The organism is Serratia sp. X10 (assembly GCF_017811775.1).
Lineage (GTDB): Bacteria > Pseudomonadota > Gammaproteobacteria > Enterobacterales > Enterobacteriaceae > Serratia > Serratia ureilytica.
Genome location: NZ_JAEIOH010000004.1, coordinates 403,177 through 427,360, shown reverse-complemented (window position 1 = coordinate 427,360; position 24,184 = coordinate 403,177). Strand labels below are relative to the sequence as shown.

The window sequence follows — 24,184 nt, the reverse complement described above, 5'->3', positions numbered from 1 at the left end:
CGGATTACATAATGGGAAATGTATGAAGAACTGGAGAACGCTTATTCTCGGATTGGTGGTTTGCGCCAATGCCGCGTTCGCAGCACCCCAAGAAGTGGATAAAGTCGCCGCCGTCGTGGATAACGGCGTGGTACTCGAAAGCGACGTCAACGGACTGTTGCAGTCGGTGAAGCTCAACGCCCAGCAGGCCGGTCAGCAACTGCCGGACGACAAGACGCTGCGCCATCAGATCATCGAACGTCTGATCATGGATAACATCCAGCTGCAGATGGCCAAGAAAATGGGCATCACCGTCTCCGACGCCGATCTGGACAAAGCGATCGCCAACATCGCCGCGCAGAACCGCATGAGCGTCGATCAGCTGCGCAGCCGCCTGTCGTACGAAGGGCTGAACTACAACACCTACCGTGCGCAGATCCGCAAAGAGATGCTGATCTCCGAAGTGCGCAACAACGAAGTGCGCCGCCGCGTCACCATCCTGCCGCAGGAAGTGGACGCGCTGGCCAAACAGGTGGGCGCGCAGAACGGCAGCGACACCGAAATGAACATCAGCCACATCCTGATCCCGCTGCCGGAGAACCCGTCGCAGCAGCAGGTCGACAAAGCCGAAGAGCTGGCCAAACGCCTGGTGGGCGAGATCAACAGCGGCGCCGACTTCGGCAAGCTGGCGATCACTTACTCCGCCGACTCTCAGGCGCTGAAAGGCGGCAACATGGGCTGGGGCAAGCTGCAAGAGATCCCGACCCTGTTCGCTGAACGCCTGGTGAGCGCCAAGAAAGGCGACGTCGTCGGCCCAATCCGTTCCGGCGTCGGCTTCCACATCCTGAAAGTCAACGACATCCGCGGCGCCAGCCAGTCGGTGTCGGTCACCGAAGTGCACGCCCGTCACATCCTGCTGAAACCTTCGGTGGTGCTGACCGACGACCAGGCGCGCGCCAAGCTGCAATCCGTCGCGGAAGCGATCAAGAGCGGCCGCGCCAAATTCGCCGACGAAGCCAAACAGCTGTCGCAGGATCCGGGTTCCGCCATGCAGGGCGGCGATCTGGGCTGGGCTTCCCCGGACATCTACGATCCCGCCTTCCGCGATGCGTTGCTGAAGCTGAGCAAAGGTGAGATCAGCGCGCCGGTGCACTCTTCCTTCGGTTGGCACCTGATTCAGCTGCTGGATACCCGTCAGGTGGATAAGACCGACGCCGCGCAGAAAGATCGCGCTTACCGCATGCTGTTCAACCGTAAGTTCGCCGAAGAGGCGCAGACCTGGATGCAGGAACAGCGCGCCCAGGCTTACGTGAAGATCCTCGATGGCAGCGATGCGCAGCAATAAACGCGTCGTCATTACCCCCGGCGAACCCGCCGGGGTGGGGCCGGATTTGGTAGCCGCCCTGGCGCAACAGGATTGGCCTGTTGAGCTGGTGGTGTGCGCCGATCCGGCCCTGTTGCTTGAGCGCGCCAAGCGTTTGGGCCTGCCGCTGACGCTGCGCGACTACCAGCCGCAGCAGCCGGCCGAGGCGCAACGCGCCGGCACGCTGACCGTGCTGCCGGTGTCGCTCGCTCAGCCGGTCACCGCCGGTGAACTGAACGTCAGCAACAGCGCTTACGTGGTGGAAACCCTGGCGCGCGCCTGCGACGGCTGCCTGAACGGCGAGTTTGCCGCCTTGATCACCGGCCCGGTGAACAAGGGCGTGATCAACGACGCCGGCGTGCCGTTTATCGGCCATACCGAATTCTTTGCCGATCGCAGCCGCTGCGATCGCGTGGTGATGATGCTCGCGACCGAAGAGCTGCGCGTGGCGCTGGCGACCACCCACCTGCCGCTGCTGGCGGTGCCGGGCGCCATCACGCAGCAGAGCCTGTTCGAAGTCATTCGCATCCTCGACCACGATCTGAAAACCAAATTTGGCATCGCCCAGCCGCACATTTACGTCTGCGGTCTGAATCCCCACGCCGGGGAAGGCGGCCATATGGGGCGCGAAGAGATAGACACCATCATCCCGGCGCTCGACGCGCTGCGCGCTGACGGTATCCATCTTGTCGGCCCGCTGCCGGCGGACACCCTGTTCCAGCCCAAATATCTGCAAGATGCCGATGCGGTGCTGGCGATGTATCACGATCAGGGGCTGCCGGTGCTAAAATACCAAGGGTTCGGCCGCGCGGTGAATATCACCCTCGGTTTGCCTTTCATACGCACCTCGGTCGACCACGGTACCGCTCTGGAACTGGCCGGCACCGGCACCGCCGATGTCGGCAGTTTCCAAACGGCCCTGAATCTCGCCATTAAAATGATAATTAATTGTAATGAATAACAGAGTCCACCAAGGGCACTTTGCCCGCAAACGCTTTGGACAAAACTTTTTAACCGATCAGTTTGTCATCGATAGCATTGTCTCCGCCATTCACCCGCAGCCGGGCGAAGCGGTGGTCGAGATCGGCCCCGGCCTCGGCGCCTTGACCGAACCGGTCGGCGCGCGCATGGACCGCATGACGGTGATCGAACTGGACCGCGATCTGGCCACTCGGCTGGAGAATCACCCGCAGCTGAAAGACAAGCTGACCATCCGCCAGCAGGACGCCATGACGGTGAATTTCGCCGAACTGGCCGAGGAGGCTGGCCAACCGCTGCGCGTATTTGGTAACCTGCCGTACAATATTTCGACGCCGCTGATGTTCCACCTTTTCAGCTATACTCAGGCAATCCGCGACATGCACTTTATGTTGCAGAAAGAGGTGGTCAACCGTCTGGTGGCTGGCCCGAACAGCAAGGCCTACGGGCGTTTGACCGTGATGGCGCAGTACTACTGCAACGTCATCCCGGTGCTGGAAGTGCCGCCGACCGCGTTCGCGCCGCCGCCGAAGGTCGATTCCGCCGTGGTGCGCCTGGTTCCGCACACCGAGCTGCCGAACCCGGTGGGCGACGTGCGCATGCTGAGCCGCATCACCACGCAGGCGTTCAACCAGCGGCGGAAAACCATCCGCAATAGCCTGGGCGATCTGTTCACGCCGGAGCAGCTGACGGAGCTGGGCGTCGATCCTTCGCTCAGAGCAGAGAATATTTCTGTGGCGCAGTACTGCAAGCTGGCGAACTGGCTGTCAGCCAATCCGGCGCCGCAGCAATAAGGAGTTGTTGTCATGATTGATTCGCCCCGCGTGTGTATTCAGGTTCAGAGCATCTATGTGGAATCACAGTCGATCCCTGAAGAAGAGCGTTACGTCTTCGCCTATACCATTACCATCCGCAATCTGGGGCGGACCAACGTGCAACTGCTGGGCCGTTACTGGCTGATCACCAACAGCAACGGCCGCCAAACCGAAGTCCAGGGCGAAGGCGTGATCGGCGAACAGCCCGTCATTCCGCCCGGTGGAGAGTTTCAGTACACCAGCGGCGCCATTCTGGAAACGCCGCTGGGCACCATGGAAGGCCATTACGAAATGGTTGACCATCAGGGTCAGCCGTTCCGCACCGCTATTCCCGTGTTCCGCTTAGCCATTCCAACGCTGATCCATTAATTATGTCGACATACCTTATCGGCGACGTTCACGGCTGTTTCGATGAACTGAAGTCGCTGCTGGCTCAGGTTGCGTTCGATCCCGAGCGCGATCAACTGTGGCTGACCGGCGATCTGGTGGCGCGCGGCCCCGCCTCGCTGGACGTGCTGCGCTATGTGCGCTCGCTCGGCCCGGCGGTGCGCATGGTGCTGGGCAACCACGATCTGCACCTGCTGGCGGTTTACGCCGGCATCAGCCGCAACAAACCCAAAGATCGCATCACGCCGCTGCTGGAAGCGCCGGACGCCGACGAGCTGATCAACTGGCTGCGCCGCCAACCGGTGCTGCAGGTGGATGATGAGCAAAAGCTGGTGATGGCCCACGCCGGCATCACCCCGCAGTGGGACATCGACACCGCGAAAATGTGCGCGCGCGAAGTGGAGGCGGTATTGAGCAGCGACAGCTATCCGCTGTTCCTCGACGCCATGTACGGCGACATGCCGAACAACTGGGCGCCGGAGCTGAGCGGCCTGGCGCGCCTGCGTTTCAGCACTAATGCGCTGACGCGCATGCGCTACTGCTTCCCCAACGGCCAGCTCGACATGATCTGCAAAGATGCGCCGGGCAGCGCGCCGGCGCCGCTGAAACCGTGGTTCGAGCTGCCGCGCCTGGTGGACCCGGAATACACCATCATCTTCGGCCACTGGGCCTCGCTGGAAGGCAAGGGCACGCCGGAGGGCGTGATCGGGCTGGATACCGGCTGCTGCTGGGGCGGCGATCTGACGATGCTGCGCTGGGAAGACCGCCGTTACTTCACGCAACCCGCCAATCGCGGCGAAGCGCCTGACCACGCCGGCAGATTAGCCGCATCCTGAAACGATAAAGGCGGCCCGGTGGCCGCCTTTGTTCTGTATTGCCGCCTTACGCCCCAATCACTCCGCCATCTTCACGCGTGATCATCAACACCGAAGAACGCGGGCGCGGGCTGTTGTTCGGGAAGTGCGAATCGCCTTCTTCTCCGGGATGCTGTACGTTGACGAACATCGTCTTGTAGTCCGGGGTGAAGGTGATGCCGGTCAGTTCGCAGGACTTCGGCCCCACCATGAAACGGCGGATCTCACCGCTGACCGGATCGCCCACCAGCATCTGGTTGTTGCCCTGCCCGACGTAGTCGCCCTTGTTGCTGTATTTGCCATCGGTGAGGATCCACAGACGGCCGGCGCGATCGAAACCCAGCCCGTCCGGGCTGTTGAAGGTGTTTTCCGCCGTGATGTTCGGCGTGCCGCGGTTGACGCCTTCGGGGTGGGCAATCGGGTTGCCGCACAGCGCATAGATGTCCCAGGCGAAGACGTCGGCGGTGGCGTCGCCGCCCTCGTCCCAGCGAATGATTTGGCCGTAGATATTGTTCGGTCGCGGGTTGGCGGCGTTCAACGGCATCCCTTCCTCGCCGCGCTTGCTGTTGTTGGTCAGCGTGCAGTACGCGCGCCCGTCATGCGGGTTCACCGCGATCCACTCCGGGCGATCCATTTTGGTGGCGCCGACCTGCTGCGCCGCCTTGCGGGCGAAGATCAGCACTTCGGCCTCATCGCGGAAACCGTTCTCCGGCGTCAGGCCGTTCTTGCCGAACTCAAGCGCAATCCAGCGCCCTTTGCCCTTCAGCGGCGTGCCGGCTTCATCGCCGTCGAACTGCGCCACGTATAGCGTCCCCTCGTCCAGCAGCGTGCGATTGTTGGCCGGATTGGCGGCGTCGACCACGCCTTTGGAGACGTACTTATAGATATGTTCGCCACGCTCGTCGTCGCCCATATACACCACCAGGCGGCCGTCTTTGGCCACGGTCACCGCCGCGTTTTCATGTTTGAAACGGCCGAGCGCAGTGTGCTTGATGGGCGTCGAGGTCGGATTCAACGGATCGATCTCGACAATCCAGCCGTGGCGGTTGAATTCGTTGGGATTCTTCGCCACATCAAAACGCTCGTCATAGTCCGGCCAGTTGCGTTCCGGTTCGCTGACCTTCAGCGTGTAGCGCTTCTGTTCCGGCGTGGTTCGATAATCGGCCTGACGGGTGCCGAAATAGGTGTCGAAGTTTTCCTCGCAGGTCAGGTAGGTGCCCCACGGCGTCTTGCCGTTGGCGCAGTTGCCGAAGGTGCCCAGCACCTTGCGGCCGCTCGGATCGGCGGCGGTCTGCAACAGCGGATGTCCGGCGGCCGGGCCGCTGAATTGCATCTCGCTGTTGGCGGTGATGCGGCGGTTATAGCGCGACGGGCGCTCCACCTCCCAGCGCTGGCCGTCGCCGACCCGCTTGACCGCGACAATGGAGACGCCGTGCGCCGCCTGCGATTTGCGCACCTCTTCCAGGCTGGTGGCCTTGGCGCCGCCGTGGGCGAACAGGTACTGCTCGTTAACGTATTCGTTATTGATGGCCATCACGCCGTGATTGTCATCGATAGGGAAGAAGCTCATGCCATCGTTGTTGTCGCCAAACTGTTTTTCCTGATCGGCGGCGCTGTTGTTGCCCTGCGGATCGAAGGCCGGCGCGCCGTCCACCAGCGGCTCGCCCCAGGAGATCAGCACCTCGGCGCGGTAGCCTGGCGCTATCGTCACTTCATCGGCGGTAGAGGCGGCGATGCCCCGGAAGCCCAGCAGCGTGTTCGGCGGCAGATCCTCGGCTAACGCCTCGGCGGAGACCGACCAGATGCCGCCGCCGAGAAAACCGGCCAGGCCGACGGCGCCGGCGCTGCCGAGCAGCAGCTTGCGGCGAGTGGGATCGATCAGGCGGTCGGCGTCTAATTGCTCAATTTGCTTGGTCATAACGTGGTTACCTTTTTAGTTATGGCGCCGCGGTCAAAATTCACCAGAGTTGCCGTGGCGCTCGGAGTTGGGCTTCATACTAATCAGGTAATGTGACGGAAAGGTTACGAATGACCGGCGCAAAAAGACCGGGGGCGCAATTGCTTGCGCCCCCGGGGATGACTGGCTAACGCGCTGAGATCAGCGGCGCTGCAGGATTTCGAAGCAGTAGCTGTGCGAGTTCAGATCGTCGGCGTCGTGGAATTCGCTGAACGTGGTTTCCCACTCGTCCGGCTCGTAATCCGGGAAGTGGGTATCGCCGCCGACTTCGGCGTCGATGTGCGTCAGGTACAGGCGATCGGCGCGCGGCAGCAACTGGGTATAGATGCGCCCACCGCCGATCACCATCACTTCTTCCACCTCACCCGCGGCAGCCAGCGCCTCATCCAGCGAGGTCACCCAGGTCACCCCGGCGGCATTGCCCGGGCGGCTGCTCAAAACGATATTGTGGCGGCCCGGCAGCGGGCGGCCGATGGACTCGAAGGTCTTGCGGCCCATAATAACCGGCTTATTCAACGTGTTGCGTTTAAACCACGCAAGGTCCGCCGGCAGGTGCCACGGCATGGCGTTTTCCATGCCAATAACGCGATCCGCCGCCAAGGCAGCGATCAGGCTGATAATCATTGTTTAACCCTGTGTAGGCAGCAAAATTGGTGACACTATACGTAAAGGCCTGAGTGCCGTCGATAGGCTAATCAAGCAAGATGAATATATAAGATAGCTCTTATCAGCATATCTAATAACCAACGTTCTTTTGCCGGGGAATTTCACACGCCGGGGCGTTTGCGGTACAACCACAGGCCCGGTAACGACAGGCCGATCGACAACGCGCCGACGATGAAACTGGCCTTGAGGAAGTTGGTGATCATGGTCTCCATCAAAGCCTCGCTGTAGCCCAGATGCGAGATCTCCACCACCGTGATCATCGCGGTATAAGCGGAAATGCCGGGGAACATCGGGATCACCGCCGCCACGGTGAACACCTTCGGGTGCGCCAACAGCCAGCGCGACCAATAGATACCGATGATGCCGATCAGGATCGCCGCCAGCAGCGACGCCCACTCGATGTTCATGCCCACGTGCATCATCAGCATGCGCGAGCCGCGCCCGATTGCCCCGAGCAACGCGCAATAGCGCAGCGCGCGCAGCGGCACGTTGAACACCATGGCGAAGCCCAGCGCCGGCACCGCCGCCAACAGCATCTCCTGTAACAATGCCCACAGCAGACTCATGACCACCCCCGCAGATCCCACAGCGACATCGCCATCACCACGCCGATACAGGTCGCCAACGTCAACAGGCTGGCCATCGCCCAGCGCGCCAGCCCGGTGTTGACGTGCCCCTTGAACATGTCGGCCACCGCGTTGATCAGCGGGAAGCCCGGCACCAGCAGCAGCACGCTGGCGGCCATCGCCACGCTCGAGGTCTCTTTAAACACCGGCAGGCGCAGCAGCAGCCCGGATATCGACGTAGCGACAAACGCCGTCAGGCAAAAATTGATCAGCGGATTCATATGGCGGGCGGTGAGGATCTGGCGCACCAGCATCGCCGCGCCGCTGGCGATAAAGGTCACCAGGAAGGCGTCGCCGCCGCCGCCGTTGAGCATGCTGAAACACCCGCAGGACAATCCCACCATCAGCACCACCAGCCAGCGCGGATAGCGCAGCGGCCGGATCTTTTCGAAGCGCCGCGCCACGTCGTGCGCATCCGCCAGGCGGTGCTCGGCGAGGATCACGATATGCTGCACTTCCGTCACCACCTGCATATTGATGCCGCGATCGACATTCTTGCGGGTGGTGGTCAGGCAGGCGCCGTGGCTGAGGGTGGTCAACACTACCGCATTGGCGGAGATTGAACTTTCCACGCTGTCCATCCCCAGCGCCAACCCCAGGCGGGTGGACAACTGCTCCACCACCGTGCTCTCGGCGCCGTGCTGCAACAGCAGCAGCGCGCATTGAATGCACAAGCGGGTGATTTCACGCTGTTGCCGGTGCGGTTCCGGCCTGTCTGTGGCGGTAGTCTGCTGCATGGTGCTCCGTCGCTGGCGATAGATGAATTATTATCATAGAGCCTAACAATACCTCATTGGGTTGATGCGCATCAGAGGAAGCGGCGTTATTATCGCCAACATGCTGCCTTTTGCGCGAGACGCCTCCCATGCTTGAAACTTCACTGTTCGTCGCCGGCATTGCCGCCCTCGGCATGCTTTCCCCCGGCCCGGATTTTTTCCTGGTGATCAAAAACGCCGCCCGCTACCCGCGTCTGGCCGCCATGATGACCGCTTTCGGCGTGATTTGCGGCGTCGCCACCCACATGTCTTACTGCGTCGCCGGGCTGGCGGTGGTGATCACCACCACGCCGTGGCTGTTCAACCTGCTGAAATACGCCGGGGCGGTCTATCTGGTGTGGATCGGCATCCAGGCGCTGCTGTCGCGCGGCGGCGGCAAAATGAACGTCAGCAATCTGCCGCAGCAGCAGGTCAGCCTGAAGAGCGCCTTTGCGCAAGGCTACCTGTGCAACCTGCTGAACCCGAAAGCCACCCTGTTCTTCCTGGCGGTCTTCACCCAGGTGTTGCAGATCGATTCCGGTCTGGGTGACAAGCTGTGGTACGCGGGGATTATTCTCGGCCTGTCGGTGATCTGGTGGCCGCTGCTGGTGTTTTTGATCCAGAGCGGGCCGGTGCGCCGCGGGCTGGAAAAGACGCAGAAGATCGTCGACAAATTGCTGGGCGGCATGTTGATCGCCTTAGGCATCAAGGTCGCACTGAGCTAAGCAAAAAAGGGGCGCCATCACGGCGCCCCTCCCCTTATCCTTTGGCTTCCACCACTTCGTCTTCCGGCGCCTTGCCGTCGATACTGCCGCGCCAGCCGGTCTGCTGTACCCGCGCCAGCCGATTCTGATCCTGCTCGATGGCCGCGCTGAGCATCTCCTTGGCCCGCTGCAGGCTGGCGATACGGAACTCGGTATCCTGGTAATTATCCAGCGTATCTTCCAGCATCTTCAGGTTATAGCGACGGAAAGTATCCGCTTTCTCGCGCGCCTCATAGGCGTCCAGCCCCAGCAGCTCCAGCGTTTCACGGCCGACGCGCAGCGAGCTTTCGAAGGTTTCGCGCTCCGGTTTTTCCACCCCCAGCTGCCGCAACTGATACCAATGATCGACGTCGCGCGCCCGCGCCACCACTTTCAGATGCGGGAAGTGCTGCCTGGCCAGCTCGGTTAACGCCAGGCTGTCCTCCACATCGTCGATGGCGTTGATCAGCACCTTGGCGTGAGCGGCGCCGGCCGCCTCCAGCAGATCGGCGCGCGTGGCGTCGCCGTAGAACACCTTGGTGTCGAATTTACGCAGCGTTTCGATATGGTCCGGATCGTGATCCAGTACCACGGTGTGCACGCCGTTGGCCAACAGCAGACGACCGGCGATCTGGCCGAAACGGCCGAAGCCGGCGATGATCACGCTGGCGTTCTCGTCATCAATGACATCAGCCGGGCGATCCTCTTTCGGCGCATTTTTTTCCAGCTGCGCGGCGATCACCAACAGCAGCGGGGTGGCCGCCATCGACAGCGCCACCGCCAGCGTCAGCGACTTGGCCCATTCAACCGGCAAGACGCCGGCCAGCTGCGCGGCGCTGAAGATCACGAAGGCGAACTCACTGCCCTGCCCCAACAGAATGGCGAACAGGCCGCGCTGGCGCTTCGGCACCCCGAGCAGCGGGCCGATCAGCCACAGCAACGCCGCCTTGATCAGCATAAAGCCCAGCAGCAACGAGGCGATCAGCAACGGATGATGGAACAGCGTGCCGAAGTCGATCGACATGCCAACGCCGATGAAAAACAGCCCCAGCAGCAACCCTTTGAACGGCTGAATATCGCTCTCCAGCGCGTGGCGGTATTCCGAGCTCGCCAACAGCACCCCGGCGAGGAACGCCCCCATCGCCATCGACAACCCGGCCATCTCCAGCAGGATGCCAAAGCCGAACACCAGGAATAGCGCCACAGCGCTGAACACCTCGCGCATGCCCGAACGGGCGACGAAGTGCAGCAGCGGGCGGGTGACGTAGCGGCCAAGCAGCACCACCATCGTCAACGCACCCACCACTTTGGCCGCCGACAGTACGAAAGCGCCCAGCGTCGTGCTGGCGCCGCTGCTGGCCAGCAGCGGGATCATCGCCACCAGCGGGATCGCCGCAATATCCTGGAACAGCAGCACCGCAAACGCGCTGCGGCCGATCGGCGACGGCGTCAAATTGCGTTCGCTCATCGCCTGCATGGCGATGGCGGTCGATGAGAGCGCCAGCGTCAAACCGATCAGCAGCGCCACCTTCCAGTTGAGGCCGAGGAAGTAGCAGAAGGCGCTCAGCGCCAGGCCGCAGCCCACCATCTGAATGCTGCCGCCGCCGAAAACCGAGGCGCGCAGCGTCCACAGCCGTTTGGGATCCAGCTCCAGACCGATGATAAACAGCATCAGCACCACGCCGATCTCGGCGAAGGTCAGGATCGACTCGGCATCCGACACCAGCTTCAGCCCCCAGGGGCCGATAATGCAGCCGGCGATCAGGTAACCGAGCACCGAACCCAGCCCCAGGCGCACCGCAATCGGCACGAACAGCGCGGCGGAACCGAGATAGATCAGCCCCTCGATCATCATGTGGTGGTTATCCATGGCTGGCCTCCCGGGTTTCCGCTTCGGCATGTTCCATCAGGTAGTCGACCAACCGCTGCCGGTAGGCTTCGCCGGCGGCGATCAGCGCCGGTTCATTGCAGGTAAAGGTGTTGTGCAGGGCGAAGTACGGCTGCCAGTTCATGCCGCAATAGATCGCCGTGGCCTGCAGCGGCTGCGCCAGCGCGGCGAAGTTGGGAAAATCGCCCAGTTCGAAATGGTGCTCGTCACCGCCGCTGGTCACCGCCCACAGACAGTCTTTCCCCACCAGCGCGTTGCCATCGTGGCCATAGGCCCAGCCGTGCTCCAGCACTTTGTCAATCCACAGCTTCAACAGCGGCGGGAAGCTGTACCACTGCATCGGATGCTGCAGCACCACCATGTCGGCGCGCTCCAGCGCCTGTTGTTCGGCGTTGATATCGATATTGAAATCGGGGTACAGCTCATACAGCGAGCGCACCTCCACCTCGGGAAGATCCCTCACCGCCTGCAGCAGGCGGTGATTGGCATGCGAATGCCGGGGATACGGGTGAGCATAAATTATCAGAATCATTGTTATCGTCGTTCCTTCGTTCCTTGCCAATACACCAAGCATATACCAATCACACAGAGTGACAGTTTGCCCACTGATTGATAGCGGAAATTTTTAACGCCAGCCTACAAATTCACTGAATAAAAAAGGGCGCTGCATCTGCAGCGCCCTGGCGTAGGCATTCTCGCGCGGTTACTTACCGATACGCGCGTGCATTTCCTGCACCGATGTAACCTGCTCGGTCGGATCCGCTTTCAGCGCCATCGCGGTGGCGAAGCCGCCGTTCAGCGTGGTGTCGTAGTGCACCTTGTACTGCAGGGCGCTGCGGCGAATCAGCTTGGAGTCCTCAATCGCCTGACGGCCTGCCGTGGTGTTGACGATGTAAGTGTACTCGCCGTTCTTGATACGATCCTGAATGTGCGGACGCCCTTCGTGCACTTTGTTGACCAGGCGCGGGTTGATGCCCGCTTCGCCCAGCACCACCGCTGTGCCGTGGGTCGCGTCCAGCTCGAAGCCCTGCTTCAGCAGACTGGCGGCCAAATCGACCACGCGAGCCTTGTCGCCTTCGCGCACCGACAGCAGCGCGCGGCCCTGTTTCTTCATGCCCGAGTTGCTGCCCAGCATCGCTTTGGAGAAGGCTTCCGCGAAGGTGCGGCCCACGCCCATCACTTCCCCGGTAGAGCGCATTTCCGGCCCCAAAATCGGGTCGACGCCCGGGAATTTGTTGAACGGCAGCACCACTTCTTTCACCGAGTAGTACGGCGGGATGATCTCTTCGGTCACGCCCTGTTCAACCAGCGTTTTGCCCGCCATCACGCGCGCGGCCACTTTGGCCAGCGGCACGCCGGTCGCTTTGGACACGAACGGCACGGTACGCGCGGCGCGCGGGTTGACTTCAATCAGGTAAACTTCGTTGTCCTTCACCGCGAACTGCACGTTCATCAGGCCGCGCACCTGCAGCTCGAACGCCAGTTTCTCCACCTGGCGACGCATCACGTCCTGAATTTCCTGGCTCAGGGTATACGCCGGCAGCGAACACGCGGAGTCGCCGGAGTGCACGCCCGCCTGCTCGATGTGCTCCATGATGCCGCCAATCAGCACGCGCTCGCCGTCGCAGATAGCATCGACGTCCACTTCCACCGCATCGTCCAGGAAGCGATCCAGCAACACCGGCGCATCGTTGGACACGCTGACCGCGGTCTGGAAATAGCGGCGCAGGTCGGTTTCGTCATAGACGATTTCCATCGCCCGGCCGCCCAGCACGTAGGAAGGACGCACCACCAGCGGATAACCGATGCCCGCCGCCTTCTCGACCGCCTGCTCGATGGCGGTGACGGTGGCGTTGGCCGGCTGCTTCAGGCCCAGGCGGTTGACCGCCTGCTGGAAGCGTTCGCGGTCTTCGGCACGGTCGATGGCGTCCGGGCTGGTGCCGATGATCGGCACGCCTGCGGCTTCCAGCTCGCGCGCCAGCTTCAGCGGGGTCTGGCCGCCGTACTGCACGATAACGCCTTTCGGTTTCTCGATGCGCACGATTTCCAGCACGTCTTCCAGGGTCACCGGCTCAAAGTACAGGCGGTCCGAGGTGTCGTAGTCGGTGGAGACGGTTTCCGGGTTGCAGTTGACCATGATGGTCTCGTAGCCGTCTTCACGCAGCGCCAGCGAAGCGTGCACGCAGCAGTAGTCGAACTCGATGCCCTGACCGATACGGTTCGGCCCACCGCCCAGCACCATCACTTTCGGCCGGTCGTTGGTCGGGTTGGACTCGCACTCTTCTTCATAGGTGGAGTACATGTAGGCGGTGTCGGTAGCGAATTCCGCCGCGCAGGTATCCACGCGCTTGTACACCGGGTGCAGGCCGTGGCTGTGGCGCAGCTTGCGAATTTCGCTCTCGGCGACGCCGGCCAGCTTGGCCAGACGTGCATCGGCGAAGCCTTTGCGCTTCAGAGTGCGCAGGAAGTCTTTGTCCAGGCCGTTGATGCCCGCTTCGGCTACCTGCTCTTCCAGGCGCACCAGCTCTTCAATCTGCACCAGGAACCAGCGATCGACGTTGGTCAGGTTGAAGACGCCGTCGACCGACAGACCGGCGCGGAAGGCGTCGGCGATGTACCAGATGCGATCGGAACCGGCGTCTTTCAGCTCGCGGCGGATTTTGGTCAGCGCTTCCGGATCGTCCAGGCTCACTTTCGGATCGAAGCCGGTGGCGCCCACTTCCAGGCCGCGCAGCGCTTTCTGCAGCGACTCCTGTTGGGTGCGGCCGATGGCCATCACTTCGCCGACCGACTTCATCTGGGTGGTCAGGCGATCGTTGGCGCCGGCGAACTTCTCGAAGTTGAAGCGCGGGATCTTGGTCACGACGTAGTCGATGGACGGCTCGAACGACGCCGGGGTGCGGCCGCCGGTGATGTCGTTCATCAGCTCATCGAGGGTATAGCCCACCGCCAGTTTAGCGGCGATCTTGGCGATCGGGAAGCCGGTGGCTTTCGACGCCAGCGCCGAAGAGCGCGACACGCGCGGGTTCATCTCGATGACGATCAGGCGGCCGGTTTTCGGGTTAACCGAGAACTGCACGTTGGAGCCGCCGGTTTCAACGCCGATCTCACGCAGCACCGCCATCGAGGCGTTGCGCATGATTTGGTATTCCTTGTCGGTCAGGGTCTGAGCCGGCGCAACGGTGATCGAGTCGCCGGTGTGGATGCCCATGGCGTCGAAGTTTTCGATGGAGCAGACGATGATGCAGTTGTCGTTCTTATCACGCACCACTTCCATCTCGTACTCTTTCCAACCGATCAGCGATTCGTCGATCAGCAGCTCGTTGGTCGGCGACAGGTCCAGACCGCGTTCGCAGATCTCTTCGAACTCTTCGCGGTTGTAGGCGATGCCGCCGCCGGTGCCGCCCATGGTAAAGGAAGGACGGATGATGCACGGGAAGCCGACGTCAGCGGCTACCGCCAGCGCTTCTTCCATGGTGTGCGCGATGCCGGAACGCGCGGTATCCAAACCGATTTTCTTCATCGCCACATCGAAACGGCGGCGGTCTTCGGCCTTGTCGATGGCATCGGCGGTGGCGCCGATCATGGTGACGCCGAACTCGGCCAGCACGCCCTGACGCTCCAGCTCCAGCGCGCAGTTCAGCGCCGTCTGGCCGCCCATGGTCGGCAACACCGCATCCGGACGCTCTTTTTCGATGATCTTGCGCACCACTTCCCAGTGGATCGGCTCAATGTAGGTCGCATCGGCCATTTCCGGGTCGGTCATGATGGTCGCCGGGTTGGAGTTGACCAGAATGACGCGGTAGCCCTCTTCGCGCAGCGCTTTACACGCCTGGGCGCCCGAGTAGTCGAACTCACATGCCTGGCCGATAACAATCGGGCCAGCGCCGAGGATCAGGATGCTTTTTATGTCTGTACGTTTTGGCATTTTTTACTGCTCCTGATTATTTGGCGTTAGAACGGTAAGTCTCAATCAGTTCGATAAAGTGATCGAACAGCGGCGCGGCGTCGTGCGGGCCTGGGCTGGCTTCCGGGTGCCCCTGGAAGCTGAACGCCGCCTTGTCGGTGCGGTGAATGCCCTGCACCGTGTGGTCGAACAGCGATTTGTGCGTCACGCGCAGATTCGCCGGCAGGTCGTTTTCATCGACGGCGAAGCCGTGGTTCTGCGCGGTGATCATCACCGTGTTGTTGTCCAGATCCTTCACCGGGTGGTTGCCGCCGTGGTGGCCGAGCTTCATCTTCATGGTTTTCGCCCCGCTGGCCAGCGCCAGCAGCTGGTGACCCAGACAGATGCCGAACACCGGAATGTCGGTTTCCAGGAACTGTTTGATGGCGGCGATGGCGTAGTCGCACGGCTCCGGGTCGCCCGGGCCGTTGGACAGGAAGATGCCGTCCGGATTCATTTTCAGCACCTCGTCGGCCGGGGTCTGCGCCGGCACCACGGTCAGGCGGCAGCCGCGATCCACCAGCATGCGCAGGATGTTGCGCTTGGCGCCGTAGTCGTAAGCCACCACGTGGAACGGCAGTTCCGCGGCGGTCTTGGCTTCCGGCAGATCGCCTTCAAGCGTCCAGCTGCCTTGCTGCCAGCTGTAGGCCTCTTGAGTGGTGACTTCTTTCGCCAGATCCATGCCCTTCAACCCCGGGAAACCTTGCGCCTTGGCCAGAGCCAGCGCGGCGTCCGGCGTATCGGCGGCGACGATGCAGCCGTTCTGGGCGCCCTTCTCGCGCAGCAGGCGGGTCAATTTACGAGTATCGATATCGGCGATCGCCACGATGTTGTGACGCTTGAGGTAGTCGGACAGGCTTTCTTCACTGCGGTAGTTGCTGGCGATCAGCGGGAGGTCACGAATGACGAGGCCTTGGGCGTGTACTGCGGAGGATTCTTCGTCGGAAGCATTGGTGCCGACATTGCCGATATGAGGATAAGTAAGAGTAACGATCTGGCGGGAATAGGAAGGATCAGTGAGGATTTCTTGATAACCGGTCATCGACGTATTGAAGACCACTTCCCCCACTGCCGTTCCCTCTGCCCCGATGGCCCGACCGTGGAATTGGGTTCCGTCTTCCAGAACCAATAGCGCTGACTTTATCAAAACATCCTCCGAGGAATAATCAATCACAATATTTGCATATTAATTCAGATATCGCGATCTAAATCAATGCAAAAACCGTCCGCGAGGCCAATTTTTGGCAAATTGGGCGCATTTTAATGATGAGTGTTCCGCTTGTCTACCCAAACCGCCATTTTTTGTTTTATTTTTGCAGTTCTCGATGCCCAAGCGGCTTGAGCGGCTATAAAAACACAGAAAACCGGGGCTGGAAAACGGTTGCGGGGAGGAATGACGGAAAACGGCGTCGGAATGAGCCAAAAAAGACGCTAAAAAAGCCGGCGGTGGAAAAAAAGCAGATAATTAGCAAGATAAACACAAACAAACACCAGCTTTGACAAGGAAACAACATCAAACCGATATTTATCATGTTAAAAAAAAGGACAATAAAATTATTGCCCTATTATCATAGCATTATGATCAACACAACCACATCACGATGGTATTCAGTTTAGTTATATCCGGTCCAAACTCAGCACGTCACGCATATCAAACAGACCTTTATCCCGACTCTGCAGCCAGGAAGCCGCGCGCACCGCGCCGCTGGCGAAAGTCATGCGGCTGGAGGCCTTGTGGGTGATTTCCACCCGCTCGCCGATGTCGGCGAACATCGCGGTGTGCTCGCCGACGATGTCGCCGGCGCGAATGGTGGCAAAGCCGATGCTCTTCGGATCGCGCTCGCCGGTATGGCCTTCGCGCGCATAGACCGCGCAGCTTTTCAGATCGCGCCCCAGCGCGCCGGCAATCGCTTCGCCCATGGCCAACGCCGTGCCCGACGGCGCATCCACTTTGTGCCGGTGGTGCGCCTCAACGATTTCGATATCGGTATAGTCGCCCATGACCTGCGCGGCCTTCTCCAGCAGTTTCAGCACCAGATTGACGCCGACGCTGAAGTTGGCGGCGAACACGATGCCGATATGCTGCGCCGCATCGCGGATCGCCTGTTTGCCGGCGTCATCAAAGCCGGTGGTGCCGATCACCATCGCCTTATGGTGCGCCACGCAAAATTCCAGGTAGCCCAGGGTGCTTTCAGGGCGGGTGAAGTCGATCAAAATATCGAACTCGCTCGCCACTTTATCCAGACTGTCACTCACTTTGACGCCCAGCGCGCCGATGCCCGCCAGCTCGCCGGCATCAACGCCGACCAGGCTCGATCCCGGGCGCGACAGCGCCGCCCCCAACACCACGCCTTCCGCCTGCTGCACCGCCTGGATCAATTGACGGCCCATCCGGCCGCCGGTGCCCGCAATCGCAATGCGGATTTGTGAATCTTTCATGCTTGCTCTCTTCTTGATGTAACGCGTATCCCATTAACCTATCGATTCAGGGTAACTGCCCCGCTGCGGCGCCGCCAGAGGATTCATTTCATAATTAGAAAATTATGATATTGCGCTTCTTTCATCAGCGGCGCTGTCGTGAGATTAACATTCAACCGATTTGGCGGCCTGTGACGATTGTACATAATCATGCAGTTTTCATTGCAAGAAAATGCAGAAAAAAGGCGCCGAAAACGGCGCCTGAGGAACGGAGTGCGGCGGGGTCAAGCGGTAATGGCGGCCACTTCGTTGGCTATCGCCGTCAGCGCATCGTGGCGAGCATAGTCCTCCTGCACCAGCGCCGCGCGCCGGCGATAGATCGGCTGTTGCAGAATGCGCGTCGCTGCCGCCAGTATTTGTTCCGCGCTTGGCGTGCTGGTATGCAGGCTGATGCCGCAACCGGCGGCCACCACGCGCGCGGCCGCCTCCAGCTTGTCCTCGCCGGTGCCGGCGACAATCAGCGGCACGCCGCTGTCCAGCGCATAGTTGATCGAGCCGTAACCGCCGTTGGTGATCAAGAGCGCCGCCTGCGGCAACCAGTGTTCGAAGGAGATGAACGCCCGCACTCGGGCGTTGTCCGGCAACGCGTCCATCAGCCCTTCGGTCGCCCGCCCGCCGGTGGTGGCCAACACCCGCACCGGCAGATGCGCCAATGCCTGCAGCGTCGGCACGATCAGCTGATGCAGATCGACATTGGCCAGCGTGCCCTGAGACACGATCACCAGCGGCCGACGATCGTCCTCCTCCCACAGCGCCTCTTCTGCGGCCGGTTGACCACCGCTGCGCAGCGGCCCTACGAAGCGCACGCCGCTCGGCAGGTCGTCGCGCTCATATTCCAGCGCCGTGGTGGCCAACTGCAGGAAACGCTCGCAGCCGCCGATCAGCGCATCGGTAAACGGGCGATTCAGCGGCCGCCCGCCCGCTTGCACCAGCGCGGCATCAAAGCTTTGCTGCACCTCATCAAGCAACACCCGCGTCACTTCATCCACCAATTGCTCGCGGGTCAGCGCCCGCGGCAGCAGCGCCGGCGGGATGCGCGGGCCATAGAAAATGGCGTCGCGCGAAGAATACGACAGCGGCGTGACGCCGATCCCGAAGACCGGCGGCCGTTCGGCGGACTGCAGCAGCGGCAGCACGCCGTAGAAGCAGTTCTCCACCATCAGCAGATCGGTCTTTTCGGCGGCTATGGCCGCACGCAGCTGACGATCCAACAGTGGGATCGGCGCGGCGAAGAAATCTTTCAGCGCCAGCGCCATCTGCGCATTGCCCGGCGGCAGCGCGGCGCGCTCGGGGAAATGCGCCTCCAGGTGGCGATAGTCGAAGTCCACCTGCGCGTCGAACGGCACGAAGCTCGCCCCAGCCGCTGCGGCGCGTTCGCGGAACAGCGCGCCGGTCATCACCCTCACCTGATGCCCTTGGGCGATCAGGTGGCGAGCGATGGCTAACATCGGGTAGACGTGCCCCGGAGTGGCGACCGCCGCCATCAGTATCCTTGCCATAATGCTCCTTTTAAGCTTCTGCGTTGGCCGGCTTCAGCGCCAGATTGGCGCACACCGGATTGCTTTGAATATGCACGCGCTGCAAATGACGCGCGGAACGGGCGGTAAAGCCCTCGCGACCGTGCAGCAGCGAGAAGTTGTCCGCGACCACCACGTCACCCTGTTGCCACTGGTGGGCATAATAGTGACGCGGATCGTACAGGTGCTGCTGCAGAGTACGGTGGAACTGTTCCTGCTGCTGCGCCGGCACGCCGTGATATTCCAGCGCGTGCTGGTTGAGGAATTTTTTTCCCTCCGTCGGCGGTTCATTGTAGCGCATGATCAATCCTCTGCCGTTCGGGTGCTGTACCACCAGCGGCGAACAGACTTCGCCGCCGTAATGCACCACCTGCTTGATGCGGTAGGTGATAGACACCGACAGCCACTGCTCCAGCAACGCTTCGTCCGCATTGGCCAGCAAGCGCGTGGTGTCGACGAAGGTGGTGCATCCGCCTTCGTCCGACGCCGGCGCCGCCACGCAGTGGAATAACTGGAACTCGGGGATGGTCGGCTTATACATGCCATCCCAATGTAGCGGGACATAGCTGCTGTCGAAGATATGATCCTTGGCGTCCGGATGTTCCTTCACGTCCAGCACCGCACCGAACGGCCACATCATGATCTCGCCCCACTGTTCGGCATAGCGAGTCAGGACTTCCGGCTCGCTGAAACCGGAGTCGAATCCGCGCAGCACCAGCAAGTGGTGCTCCTGCGCCAGCGCTCGCAGCGCCGCCACCGGCAGCTCGCTGACCTTTTGCCCCGGATGCTGCGGCGTCAGGATCGCGCCGAACGGGGTGTTCGGTTGAATGTGGCAATTAAGCGGTTGGTTGTTCATGGTGATTCTCCTTGCATCGAATGTGCTGCTCACACGGCAACGTGCCGTCAAAAAGGCGCCCGTCAGAATTTCGGGCGCAAGGCCTGCAGCGGCCTCAGGCCATCTGAGGTTGTTCGATCAGGTAATGGCTCGGCGTGCCGCGGATCTCAACCAGCTCGCCGTCCAGGCTCTGCGCGTCTTTACGCTTCATCAGCACGAACTGGCCGTTCACGTTGGCCGCCACGCCATGCCACGGCGTCAGCCAGTCGTCTTTGGTCGGCATCATGTGGATGCCTATCTTCAGGCTGTCGGCCGGCTGCGGGTGAATCGACAGGCGGATCGCCGCCGGGAAATGCTGGGCCAGCAGGTTGCCCCAGGCCCAGCTGCGCTGGATAACGCCACAGGCGCGCCGTTTGGCGTCTTTTTGCAGCGCGGCGTTGGAACCGCTGTAGCCCGGTAGGAGGCTGTCTTCATACAAGAAGCGCGTGATGGCGCGATACAGCATTAATCCCTGCTCGTCCTGCATCAGCTGGCGCTTGATCGCCTCTTCCGATTCGGCATAACCGTCCACCAACAGCCGGCGCAGCAGATCGTAGTCATCGGTATGCTCCGCCAGGCCTTTGACATCGCCGAGGTTGAACACGCTCAGGTGGGTTGCGCCCACTTCATGCAGCAGGCTTTCAATCTCGCGTTGATAATGGTTGATCGCTTCGTCGCTGACGCGGATCAGATCGCCGAACACATGGCCGTCGGAACAGATAACGATATGCGCGCCCGGCGGGTAATAGAGTTGAATGCGCTGGCACAGCGAGTTGAGGAAGATCAGCGACAGCCGCTCCGCCATATCCGGCACCGCACCGATCACCTTGTTGGTGTTGGGTGACTTGGTCGGAAAAGCCGGCAGCACGAATTCGATGCGCTGGTCGTTTTCAATGAATGCCCGAATGCGCGGCAATTGCACCTGAGTGACCTGCCGCTCCTCTTCAGCCAGAGAAGCATCGTCGGCGATGAGGCGACGTCGATATTGCAATAATTCACGTAGGATTTTTAATGCTATTTCTTCTTTTTTCTGTGCGCTATCCACAATGAGCTCCTGTTGCGATGTGGCGCGGGTGTATTATTGGCAAGCGCAATAAGATTTATCAAAAAGAGATAAAGCGCATGCAAAATAATAATCAGCCCGGCGTTTATATGCTTCAGGCAATATAGGAAAGATGGTGCTATATTATTAGCCCGTATAACTCACAATCTAGGTTAAGTTGTGCTTAACAAACTATGAGCAATATTTTAAAACGCATGGCCATTTTCTCAAAAGTGGTCGATTGTGGCGCATTCAGCATGGCGGCAAAAGAATTGGGCATGACAACATCGGCCGTCAGCCAGCATATTCGCCAGCTGGAGGAACATCTGGGTATTCAATTACTGTTGCGGTCGACGCGCTCATTGAGCCTGACCGAAGCCGGATTGTGCTTTTATGAAGATTGTCTGCTGATGATCCACGCCGCCGAGCGCGGGCAACAGCGGATCGCCGCGCTGCGCGGTGAGCTGGTCGGTGAACTGCGCGTCGCCACCTCGACCGAATTCGCCACCCATTATCTGGTGCCGGCGCTGCAGAGCTTCCTCGACGAACACCCGCGCATCACGCTGCGGTTGGAAATCCACGATGAGAGAATAGACCTCATCGCGCAACGCATCGATCTGGCGATACGCGGCGGCGCGCTGGCTGACTCCAGCTACGTCTCCACGCGGCTGGCGCGCTGCCGCGAAGTGCTGTGCGCCTCCCCGGCCTACCTGGCGAACTACGGAGTGCCGGATTCGCCGCAGGCGCTGACGCAACATCACTGGGTCACCTTTACGCCGCTCGGCAATCCGCAGTTTGTTCGCCTGATCCATCGCGACGGCGGCGAGCACCGCATGCGCATGACCGGGCGACTGTTCACCAACAGCGGCATGGCGATGAAGGAGCTGGCGCTGACCGGCAAAGGCATCATTCGCAATTTCTTCGCCAACGTCGAGCGAGAGTTGCGCAGCGGCGAGCTGATTGAAATATTGCCCGACTGGCGATTACCGGAAATTAATTGCTATGCCATTATGCCGCGACGGGAGATCCAGCCATTAAAAGTCCGGCGATTGCTGGAGCATATGAAGCTCTATTTAAAGGAGAAAGGATTAAACGACCTAGAACAGATTCGACAAGAATAAAATAAGAAACATCTGCAAGACCACTATTGTAATTATTGTAATCACGTTAACGACACCAGGCCCTATTTAGATTGCAGACTAATGATATTCTATTTAATGACTTCATTCAGCCTATATAATTAATAACGCCACCGCTATTTCAAATACTCAGAATAAATTTGGCTTTAGTTAGCAGAAAATTTGAATATGCTCAGCATTTTATTTTTAATGCCGTTGGCATTCCAAAAAAAACGGGAAGCCTAAGCTCCCCGTTGTCATTCACTCACGCACCTCAGTCAATCTGCCGGACGTCCACGCGCAGCTCTTTCGGCACTTCGAACACGATGTTCTCTTCACGCCCGCTGATTTCATGCACGTCGACGCCGCCCAGCGCTTTCAGGCGAGAGATCACCTCCTGCACCAGCACGTCCGGCGCCGAAGCGCCGGCGGTGACGCCGATGTTGCGCGCTTCGCTCAGCCAACTTTCCTGAATATCCGCCGCCGAATCGATCAGATAAGCCGGTTTGCCCACGCGCTGCGCCAGTTCGGCCAGACGGTTGGAGTTGGAAGAGTTCTTCGACCCCACCACCAGCACCACGTCCGCATCGCCGGCCAGGTTACGCACCGCTTCCTGACGGTTGGTGGTGGCGTAGCAAATGTCATCCTTGCGCGGACCGATAATGCTCGGGAAGCGCTGACGCAGCGCGTCGATCACGTCCGAGGTATCATCAACCGACAGCGTGGTCTGCGTCATGAAGCACAGGTTGTTTTCGTCTTTCACCTGCAGCTTCCACACGTCTTCCGGCGATTCGACCAGGTACATGCCGCCCTGCGGGTTGCTGTACTGGCCCATGGTGCCTTCCACCTCCGGGTGCCCGGCATGGCCGATCAGAATCGCTTCGGTGCCGCGGCGGCTGGCGCGCGCCACTTCCATATGCACCTTGGTCACCAGCGGACAGGTGGCGTCGAACAGCATGGTCAGATCGCGCGCCTTGGCTTCGGCGCGCACGGCTTGAGACACGCCGTGCGCCGAGAAGATCAGGATAGAGCCGTCCGGCACTTCGGCGATCTCTTCGATAAACACGGCGCCACGCTCACGCAGGCTGTCGACCACGTAGCGGTTGTGCACCACTTCATGCCGTACGTAGATCGGCGCGCCATACAGCTCCAGCGCGCGTTCCACGATGCTGATCGCACGATCAACCCCGGCGCAGAAGCCGCGCGGGTTAGCCAGCAATATTTGCATGCGTCTCCTCCTGCTGCGGATCGATTTCCAGCACTTCGATGTCGAAGGTCACCGGATGGCCCGCCAGCGGATGGTTGAAATCGACGGTGATCGAATCTTCCGCCACCGCGCGCACCACGCCCGGCATTTCGCTGCCGTCAATCGCGGTAAACAGCATGATGGTGCCCACGTCCGGCACGCCGGTTTCCGCGAAGTCGCGGCGCGAGAAGAACTGGACCAGATCCGGGTTCTCCGCGCCGAACGCCGCTTCCGGCTGCAGGGTAAAGGCGCGCTTGTCGCCCGCGCGCAGGCCGAGCAGCTGCTCTTCCAGCGGCGCCGACAGGCTGCCGTCACCCAGGCGGAACAGCGCCGGTTTGCCGCTGCTGCGGGTGGATTCAGCGGTCGAACCGTCTTCCAGTTTCAGCGTAAAGTGAACCAGCACCGCGCTGTCACTGATAACCTGAGCCGTCATATTACTCACCTTTGCTCTTTGCGCCTTTGTTCGCCGGCGACAGGAAACCTTCCAGCACGATCATCGCCGCGCCCACGCAGATAAAGCTGTCCGCCAGATTGAAGGTCGGGTAGTGCCAGTCACCGACGTAAAAGTCGATGAAATCGACCACGAAACCGTGCCACAGGCGATCGAACAGGTTGCCCAACGCCCCGCCGATGATAAAGGCGTAGGCGATGTTGTTCAGCTTCTGCTGCGCCGCGCTGCGGTACATCATCACCAGCAGCACCGCGACAATGGCGATGGCGATGCCGGCGAAGAACCAGCGCTGCCAGCCGCCATGGTCGGCCAGGAAGCTGAACGCGGCGCCGTAGTTGCGCGCGTAAAACAGGTTGAACGACGGGATCAACGGCTGGGACTGGCCCAGCGTAAAGTTAGCGAGGATCCACTGTTTGCTGCCGAAATCCAGCGCCAGCACCGCCACTACAACCCACAGCCAACGCAGGCCGGTCGAACAAATTGGTTTACTCATCAGGCGCA

Annotated in this window: 23 protein-coding genes; 7 read left to right on the top strand and 16 right to left on the bottom strand. The window is 60.8% G+C overall.

The annotated features are described in order from the left end of the window. The first annotated feature begins 22 nt into the window (after nt 1-22). From surA to apaH, 5 genes are read left to right on the top strand one after another with little or no spacing between them, the layout of a single operon-like run. Nucleotides 23-1,324, top strand: a complete 1,302-nt coding sequence (surA, locus tag J9788_RS16315; protein ID WP_033641834.1) for a peptidylprolyl isomerase SurA — start codon at nt 23-25, stop codon at nt 1,322-1,324. Further along, entirely contained in the window at nt 1,311-2,303 is a 993-nt protein-coding gene (gene pdxA / locus J9788_RS16310) for a 4-hydroxythreonine-4-phosphate dehydrogenase PdxA (protein WP_046898195.1), read from the top strand. The genes surA and pdxA overlap by 14 nt, the downstream gene beginning before the upstream one ends. Next, nucleotides 2,296-3,114: a 16S rRNA (adenine(1518)-N(6)/adenine(1519)-N(6))-dimethyltransferase RsmA gene (gene rsmA, locus J9788_RS16305; RefSeq protein WP_033641833.1), complete on the top strand. Its 819-nt coding sequence runs from the start codon at nt 2,296-2,298 to the stop codon at nt 3,112-3,114. Before pdxA ends, rsmA begins: the two co-directional genes overlap by 8 nt. Nucleotides 3,115-3,126: 12 nt before the next feature. Continuing rightward, nucleotides 3,127-3,504: a Co2+/Mg2+ efflux protein ApaG gene (gene apaG, locus J9788_RS16300; RefSeq protein ID WP_015376624.1), complete on the top strand. Its 378-nt coding sequence runs from the start codon at nt 3,127-3,129 to the stop codon at nt 3,502-3,504. Between the two features lie 2 nt (nt 3,505-3,506). Beyond that, a complete protein-coding gene (gene apaH, locus J9788_RS16295; RefSeq protein WP_033641832.1) occupies nt 3,507-4,358 on the top strand; it encodes a bis(5'-nucleosyl)-tetraphosphatase (symmetrical) ApaH in 852 nt (283 codons plus the stop codon). 46 nt (nt 4,359-4,404) lie between these two features. Here the strand turns inward: apaH and J9788_RS16290 are convergent, their stop codons facing one another. The 5 genes from J9788_RS16290 to J9788_RS16275 all read right to left on the bottom strand — a co-directional run bounded on the left by J9788_RS16290 (nt 4,405) and on the right by J9788_RS16275 (nt 8,362). After that, nucleotides 4,405-6,087, bottom strand: coding sequence for a PhoX family phosphatase (locus J9788_RS16290; RefSeq protein ID WP_351131594.1), 1,683 nt, complete (start codon nt 6,085-6,087; stop codon nt 4,405-4,407). 65 nt (nt 6,088-6,152) lie between these two features. Next, entirely contained in the window at nt 6,153-6,251 is a 99-nt protein-coding gene (locus J9788_RS25270; RefSeq protein WP_225735559.1) for an MYXO-CTERM sorting domain-containing protein, read from the bottom strand. Between the two features lie 223 nt (nt 6,252-6,474). Further along, nucleotides 6,475-6,957 carry a type 3 dihydrofolate reductase gene (gene folA, locus J9788_RS16285; RefSeq protein ID WP_033637073.1) on the bottom strand — a complete coding sequence of 161 codons (483 nt, stop codon included), beginning with the start codon at nt 6,955-6,957 and terminating at the stop codon, nt 6,475-6,477. 143 nt (nt 6,958-7,100) lie between these two features. Then, the gene (locus J9788_RS16280; RefSeq protein ID WP_033651687.1) at nt 7,101-7,565 is read right to left on the bottom strand and encodes a threonine/serine exporter; all 465 of its coding nucleotides are present in this window, start codon (nt 7,563-7,565) and stop codon (nt 7,101-7,103) included. Further along, nucleotides 7,562-8,362 (bottom strand): threonine/serine exporter ThrE family protein, encoded by an 801-nt coding sequence (locus J9788_RS16275; protein ID WP_182265275.1) that lies wholly within the window; start codon nt 8,360-8,362, stop codon nt 7,562-7,564. The genes J9788_RS16280 and J9788_RS16275 overlap by 4 nt, the downstream gene beginning before the upstream one ends. Before the next feature lie 128 nt (nt 8,363-8,490). On the opposite strand from J9788_RS16275, the gene J9788_RS16270 reads away from it, so the two are divergent. After that, nucleotides 8,491-9,105, top strand: a complete 615-nt coding sequence (locus tag J9788_RS16270; protein ID WP_015376619.1) for a LysE family translocator — start codon at nt 8,491-8,493, stop codon at nt 9,103-9,105. Nucleotides 9,106-9,139: 34 nt separating this feature from the next. Here the strand turns inward: J9788_RS16270 and kefC are convergent, their stop codons facing one another. The 8 genes from kefC to pvcA all read right to left on the bottom strand — a co-directional run bounded on the left by kefC (nt 9,140) and on the right by pvcA (nt 20,871). After that, nucleotides 9,140-10,993 carry a glutathione-regulated potassium-efflux system protein KefC gene (kefC, locus tag J9788_RS16265; RefSeq protein ID WP_046898105.1) on the bottom strand — a complete coding sequence of 618 codons (1,854 nt, stop codon included), beginning with the start codon at nt 10,991-10,993 and terminating at the stop codon, nt 9,140-9,142. Further along, nucleotides 10,986-11,543, bottom strand: coding sequence for a glutathione-regulated potassium-efflux system oxidoreductase KefF (gene kefF / locus J9788_RS16260; RefSeq protein ID WP_033641826.1), 558 nt, complete (start codon nt 11,541-11,543; stop codon nt 10,986-10,988). The genes kefC and kefF overlap by 8 nt, the downstream gene beginning before the upstream one ends. Before the next feature lie 171 nt (nt 11,544-11,714). After that, nucleotides 11,715-14,939 (bottom strand): carbamoyl-phosphate synthase large subunit, encoded by a 3,225-nt coding sequence (carB, locus tag J9788_RS16255; protein WP_025301533.1) that lies wholly within the window; start codon nt 14,937-14,939, stop codon nt 11,715-11,717. Between the two features lie 16 nt (nt 14,940-14,955). Continuing rightward, nucleotides 14,956-16,104 (bottom strand): glutamine-hydrolyzing carbamoyl-phosphate synthase small subunit, encoded by a 1,149-nt coding sequence (carA, locus tag J9788_RS16250; protein WP_072056070.1) that lies wholly within the window; start codon nt 16,102-16,104, stop codon nt 14,956-14,958. 470 nt (nt 16,105-16,574) lie between these two features. Continuing rightward, nucleotides 16,575-17,396 (bottom strand): 4-hydroxy-tetrahydrodipicolinate reductase, encoded by an 822-nt coding sequence (dapB, locus tag J9788_RS16245; protein ID WP_182265274.1) that lies wholly within the window; start codon nt 17,394-17,396, stop codon nt 16,575-16,577. A gap of 263 nt (nt 17,397-17,659) precedes the next feature. Continuing rightward, nucleotides 17,660-18,919 carry a glycosyltransferase gene (locus tag J9788_RS16240; RefSeq protein WP_182265312.1) on the bottom strand — a complete coding sequence of 420 codons (1,260 nt, stop codon included), beginning with the start codon at nt 18,917-18,919 and terminating at the stop codon, nt 17,660-17,662. 25 nt (nt 18,920-18,944) lie between these two features. Then, nucleotides 18,945-19,808 (bottom strand): TauD/TfdA family dioxygenase, encoded by an 864-nt coding sequence (locus J9788_RS16235; protein ID WP_182265273.1) that lies wholly within the window; start codon nt 19,806-19,808, stop codon nt 18,945-18,947. A gap of 94 nt (nt 19,809-19,902) precedes the next feature. Then, nucleotides 19,903-20,871 (bottom strand): L-tyrosine isonitrile synthase, encoded by a 969-nt coding sequence (gene pvcA, locus J9788_RS16230; RefSeq protein ID WP_046898102.1) that lies wholly within the window; start codon nt 20,869-20,871, stop codon nt 19,903-19,905. A 191-nt stretch (nt 20,872-21,062) separates the two neighbouring features. On the opposite strand from pvcA, the gene J9788_RS16225 reads away from it, so the two are divergent. Beyond that, nucleotides 21,063-21,989, top strand: coding sequence for a LysR family transcriptional regulator (locus tag J9788_RS16225; protein WP_033641820.1), 927 nt, complete (start codon nt 21,063-21,065; stop codon nt 21,987-21,989). A 271-nt stretch (nt 21,990-22,260) separates the two neighbouring features. On the opposite strand, the gene ispH is transcribed toward J9788_RS16225, so the two are convergent. From ispH to lspA, 3 genes are read right to left on the bottom strand one after another with little or no spacing between them, the layout of a single operon-like run. Beyond that, nucleotides 22,261-23,214: a 4-hydroxy-3-methylbut-2-enyl diphosphate reductase gene (ispH, locus tag J9788_RS16220; protein ID WP_033641819.1), complete on the bottom strand. Its 954-nt coding sequence runs from the start codon at nt 23,212-23,214 to the stop codon at nt 22,261-22,263. Next, a complete protein-coding gene (gene fkpB / locus J9788_RS16215) occupies nt 23,195-23,665 on the bottom strand; it encodes an FKBP-type peptidyl-prolyl cis-trans isomerase (protein WP_016929135.1) in 471 nt (156 codons plus the stop codon). Before fkpB ends, ispH begins: the two co-directional genes overlap by 20 nt. Before the next feature lies 1 nt (nt 23,666). Continuing rightward, nucleotides 23,667-24,176, bottom strand: a complete 510-nt coding sequence (gene lspA / locus J9788_RS16210) for a signal peptidase II (RefSeq protein ID WP_025301524.1) — start codon at nt 24,174-24,176, stop codon at nt 23,667-23,669. Nucleotides 24,177-24,184 lie beyond the last annotated feature (8 nt).

What these genes read in the sequence shown, in the direction of transcription:
- surA (WP_033641834.1), top strand. Translation starts at nt 23, where the DNA reads ATGAAGAACTGGAGAACGCTTATTCTCGGATTGGTGGTTTGCGCCAAT.
- pdxA (WP_046898195.1), top strand. Translation starts at nt 1,311, where the DNA reads ATGCGCAGCAATAAACGCGTCGTCATTACCCCCGGCGAACCCGCCGGG.
- rsmA (WP_033641833.1), top strand. Translation starts at nt 2,296, where the DNA reads ATGAATAACAGAGTCCACCAAGGGCACTTTGCCCGCAAACGCTTTGGA.
- apaG (WP_015376624.1), top strand. Translation starts at nt 3,127, where the DNA reads ATGATTGATTCGCCCCGCGTGTGTATTCAGGTTCAGAGCATCTATGTG.
- apaH (WP_033641832.1), top strand. Translation starts at nt 3,507, where the DNA reads ATGTCGACATACCTTATCGGCGACGTTCACGGCTGTTTCGATGAACTG.
- folA (WP_033637073.1), bottom strand. Translation starts at nt 6,957, where the DNA reads ATGATTATCAGCCTGATCGCTGCCTTGGCGGCGGATCGCGTTATTGGC.
- J9788_RS16280 (WP_033651687.1), bottom strand. Translation starts at nt 7,565, where the DNA reads ATGAGTCTGCTGTGGGCATTGTTACAGGAGATGCTGTTGGCGGCGGTG.
- J9788_RS16275 (WP_182265275.1), bottom strand. Translation starts at nt 8,362, where the DNA reads ATGCAGCAGACTACCGCCACAGACAGGCCGGAACCGCACCGGCAACAG.
- J9788_RS16270 (WP_015376619.1), top strand. Translation starts at nt 8,491, where the DNA reads ATGCTTGAAACTTCACTGTTCGTCGCCGGCATTGCCGCCCTCGGCATG.
- kefC (WP_046898105.1), bottom strand. Translation starts at nt 10,993, where the DNA reads ATGGATAACCACCACATGATGATCGAGGGGCTGATCTATCTCGGTTCC.
- kefF (WP_033641826.1), bottom strand. Translation starts at nt 11,543, where the DNA reads ATGATTCTGATAATTTATGCTCACCCGTATCCCCGGCATTCGCATGCC.
- carB (WP_025301533.1), bottom strand. Translation starts at nt 14,939, where the DNA reads ATGCCAAAACGTACAGACATAAAAAGCATCCTGATCCTCGGCGCTGGC.
- dapB (WP_182265274.1), bottom strand. Translation starts at nt 17,396, where the DNA reads ATGAAAGATTCACAAATCCGCATTGCGATTGCGGGCACCGGCGGCCGG.
- J9788_RS16240 (WP_182265312.1), bottom strand. Translation starts at nt 18,919, where the DNA reads ATGGCGGCGGTCGCCACTCCGGGGCACGTCTACCCGATGTTAGCCATC.
- J9788_RS16235 (WP_182265273.1), bottom strand. Translation starts at nt 19,808, where the DNA reads ATGAACAACCAACCGCTTAATTGCCACATTCAACCGAACACCCCGTTC.
- J9788_RS16225 (WP_033641820.1), top strand. Translation starts at nt 21,063, where the DNA reads ATGAGCAATATTTTAAAACGCATGGCCATTTTCTCAAAAGTGGTCGAT.
- ispH (WP_033641819.1), bottom strand. Translation starts at nt 23,214, where the DNA reads ATGCAAATATTGCTGGCTAACCCGCGCGGCTTCTGCGCCGGGGTTGAT.
- fkpB (WP_016929135.1), bottom strand. Translation starts at nt 23,665, where the DNA reads ATGACGGCTCAGGTTATCAGTGACAGCGCGGTGCTGGTTCACTTTACG.
- lspA (WP_025301524.1), bottom strand. Translation starts at nt 24,176, where the DNA reads ATGAGTAAACCAATTTGTTCGACCGGCCTGCGTTGGCTGTGGGTTGTA.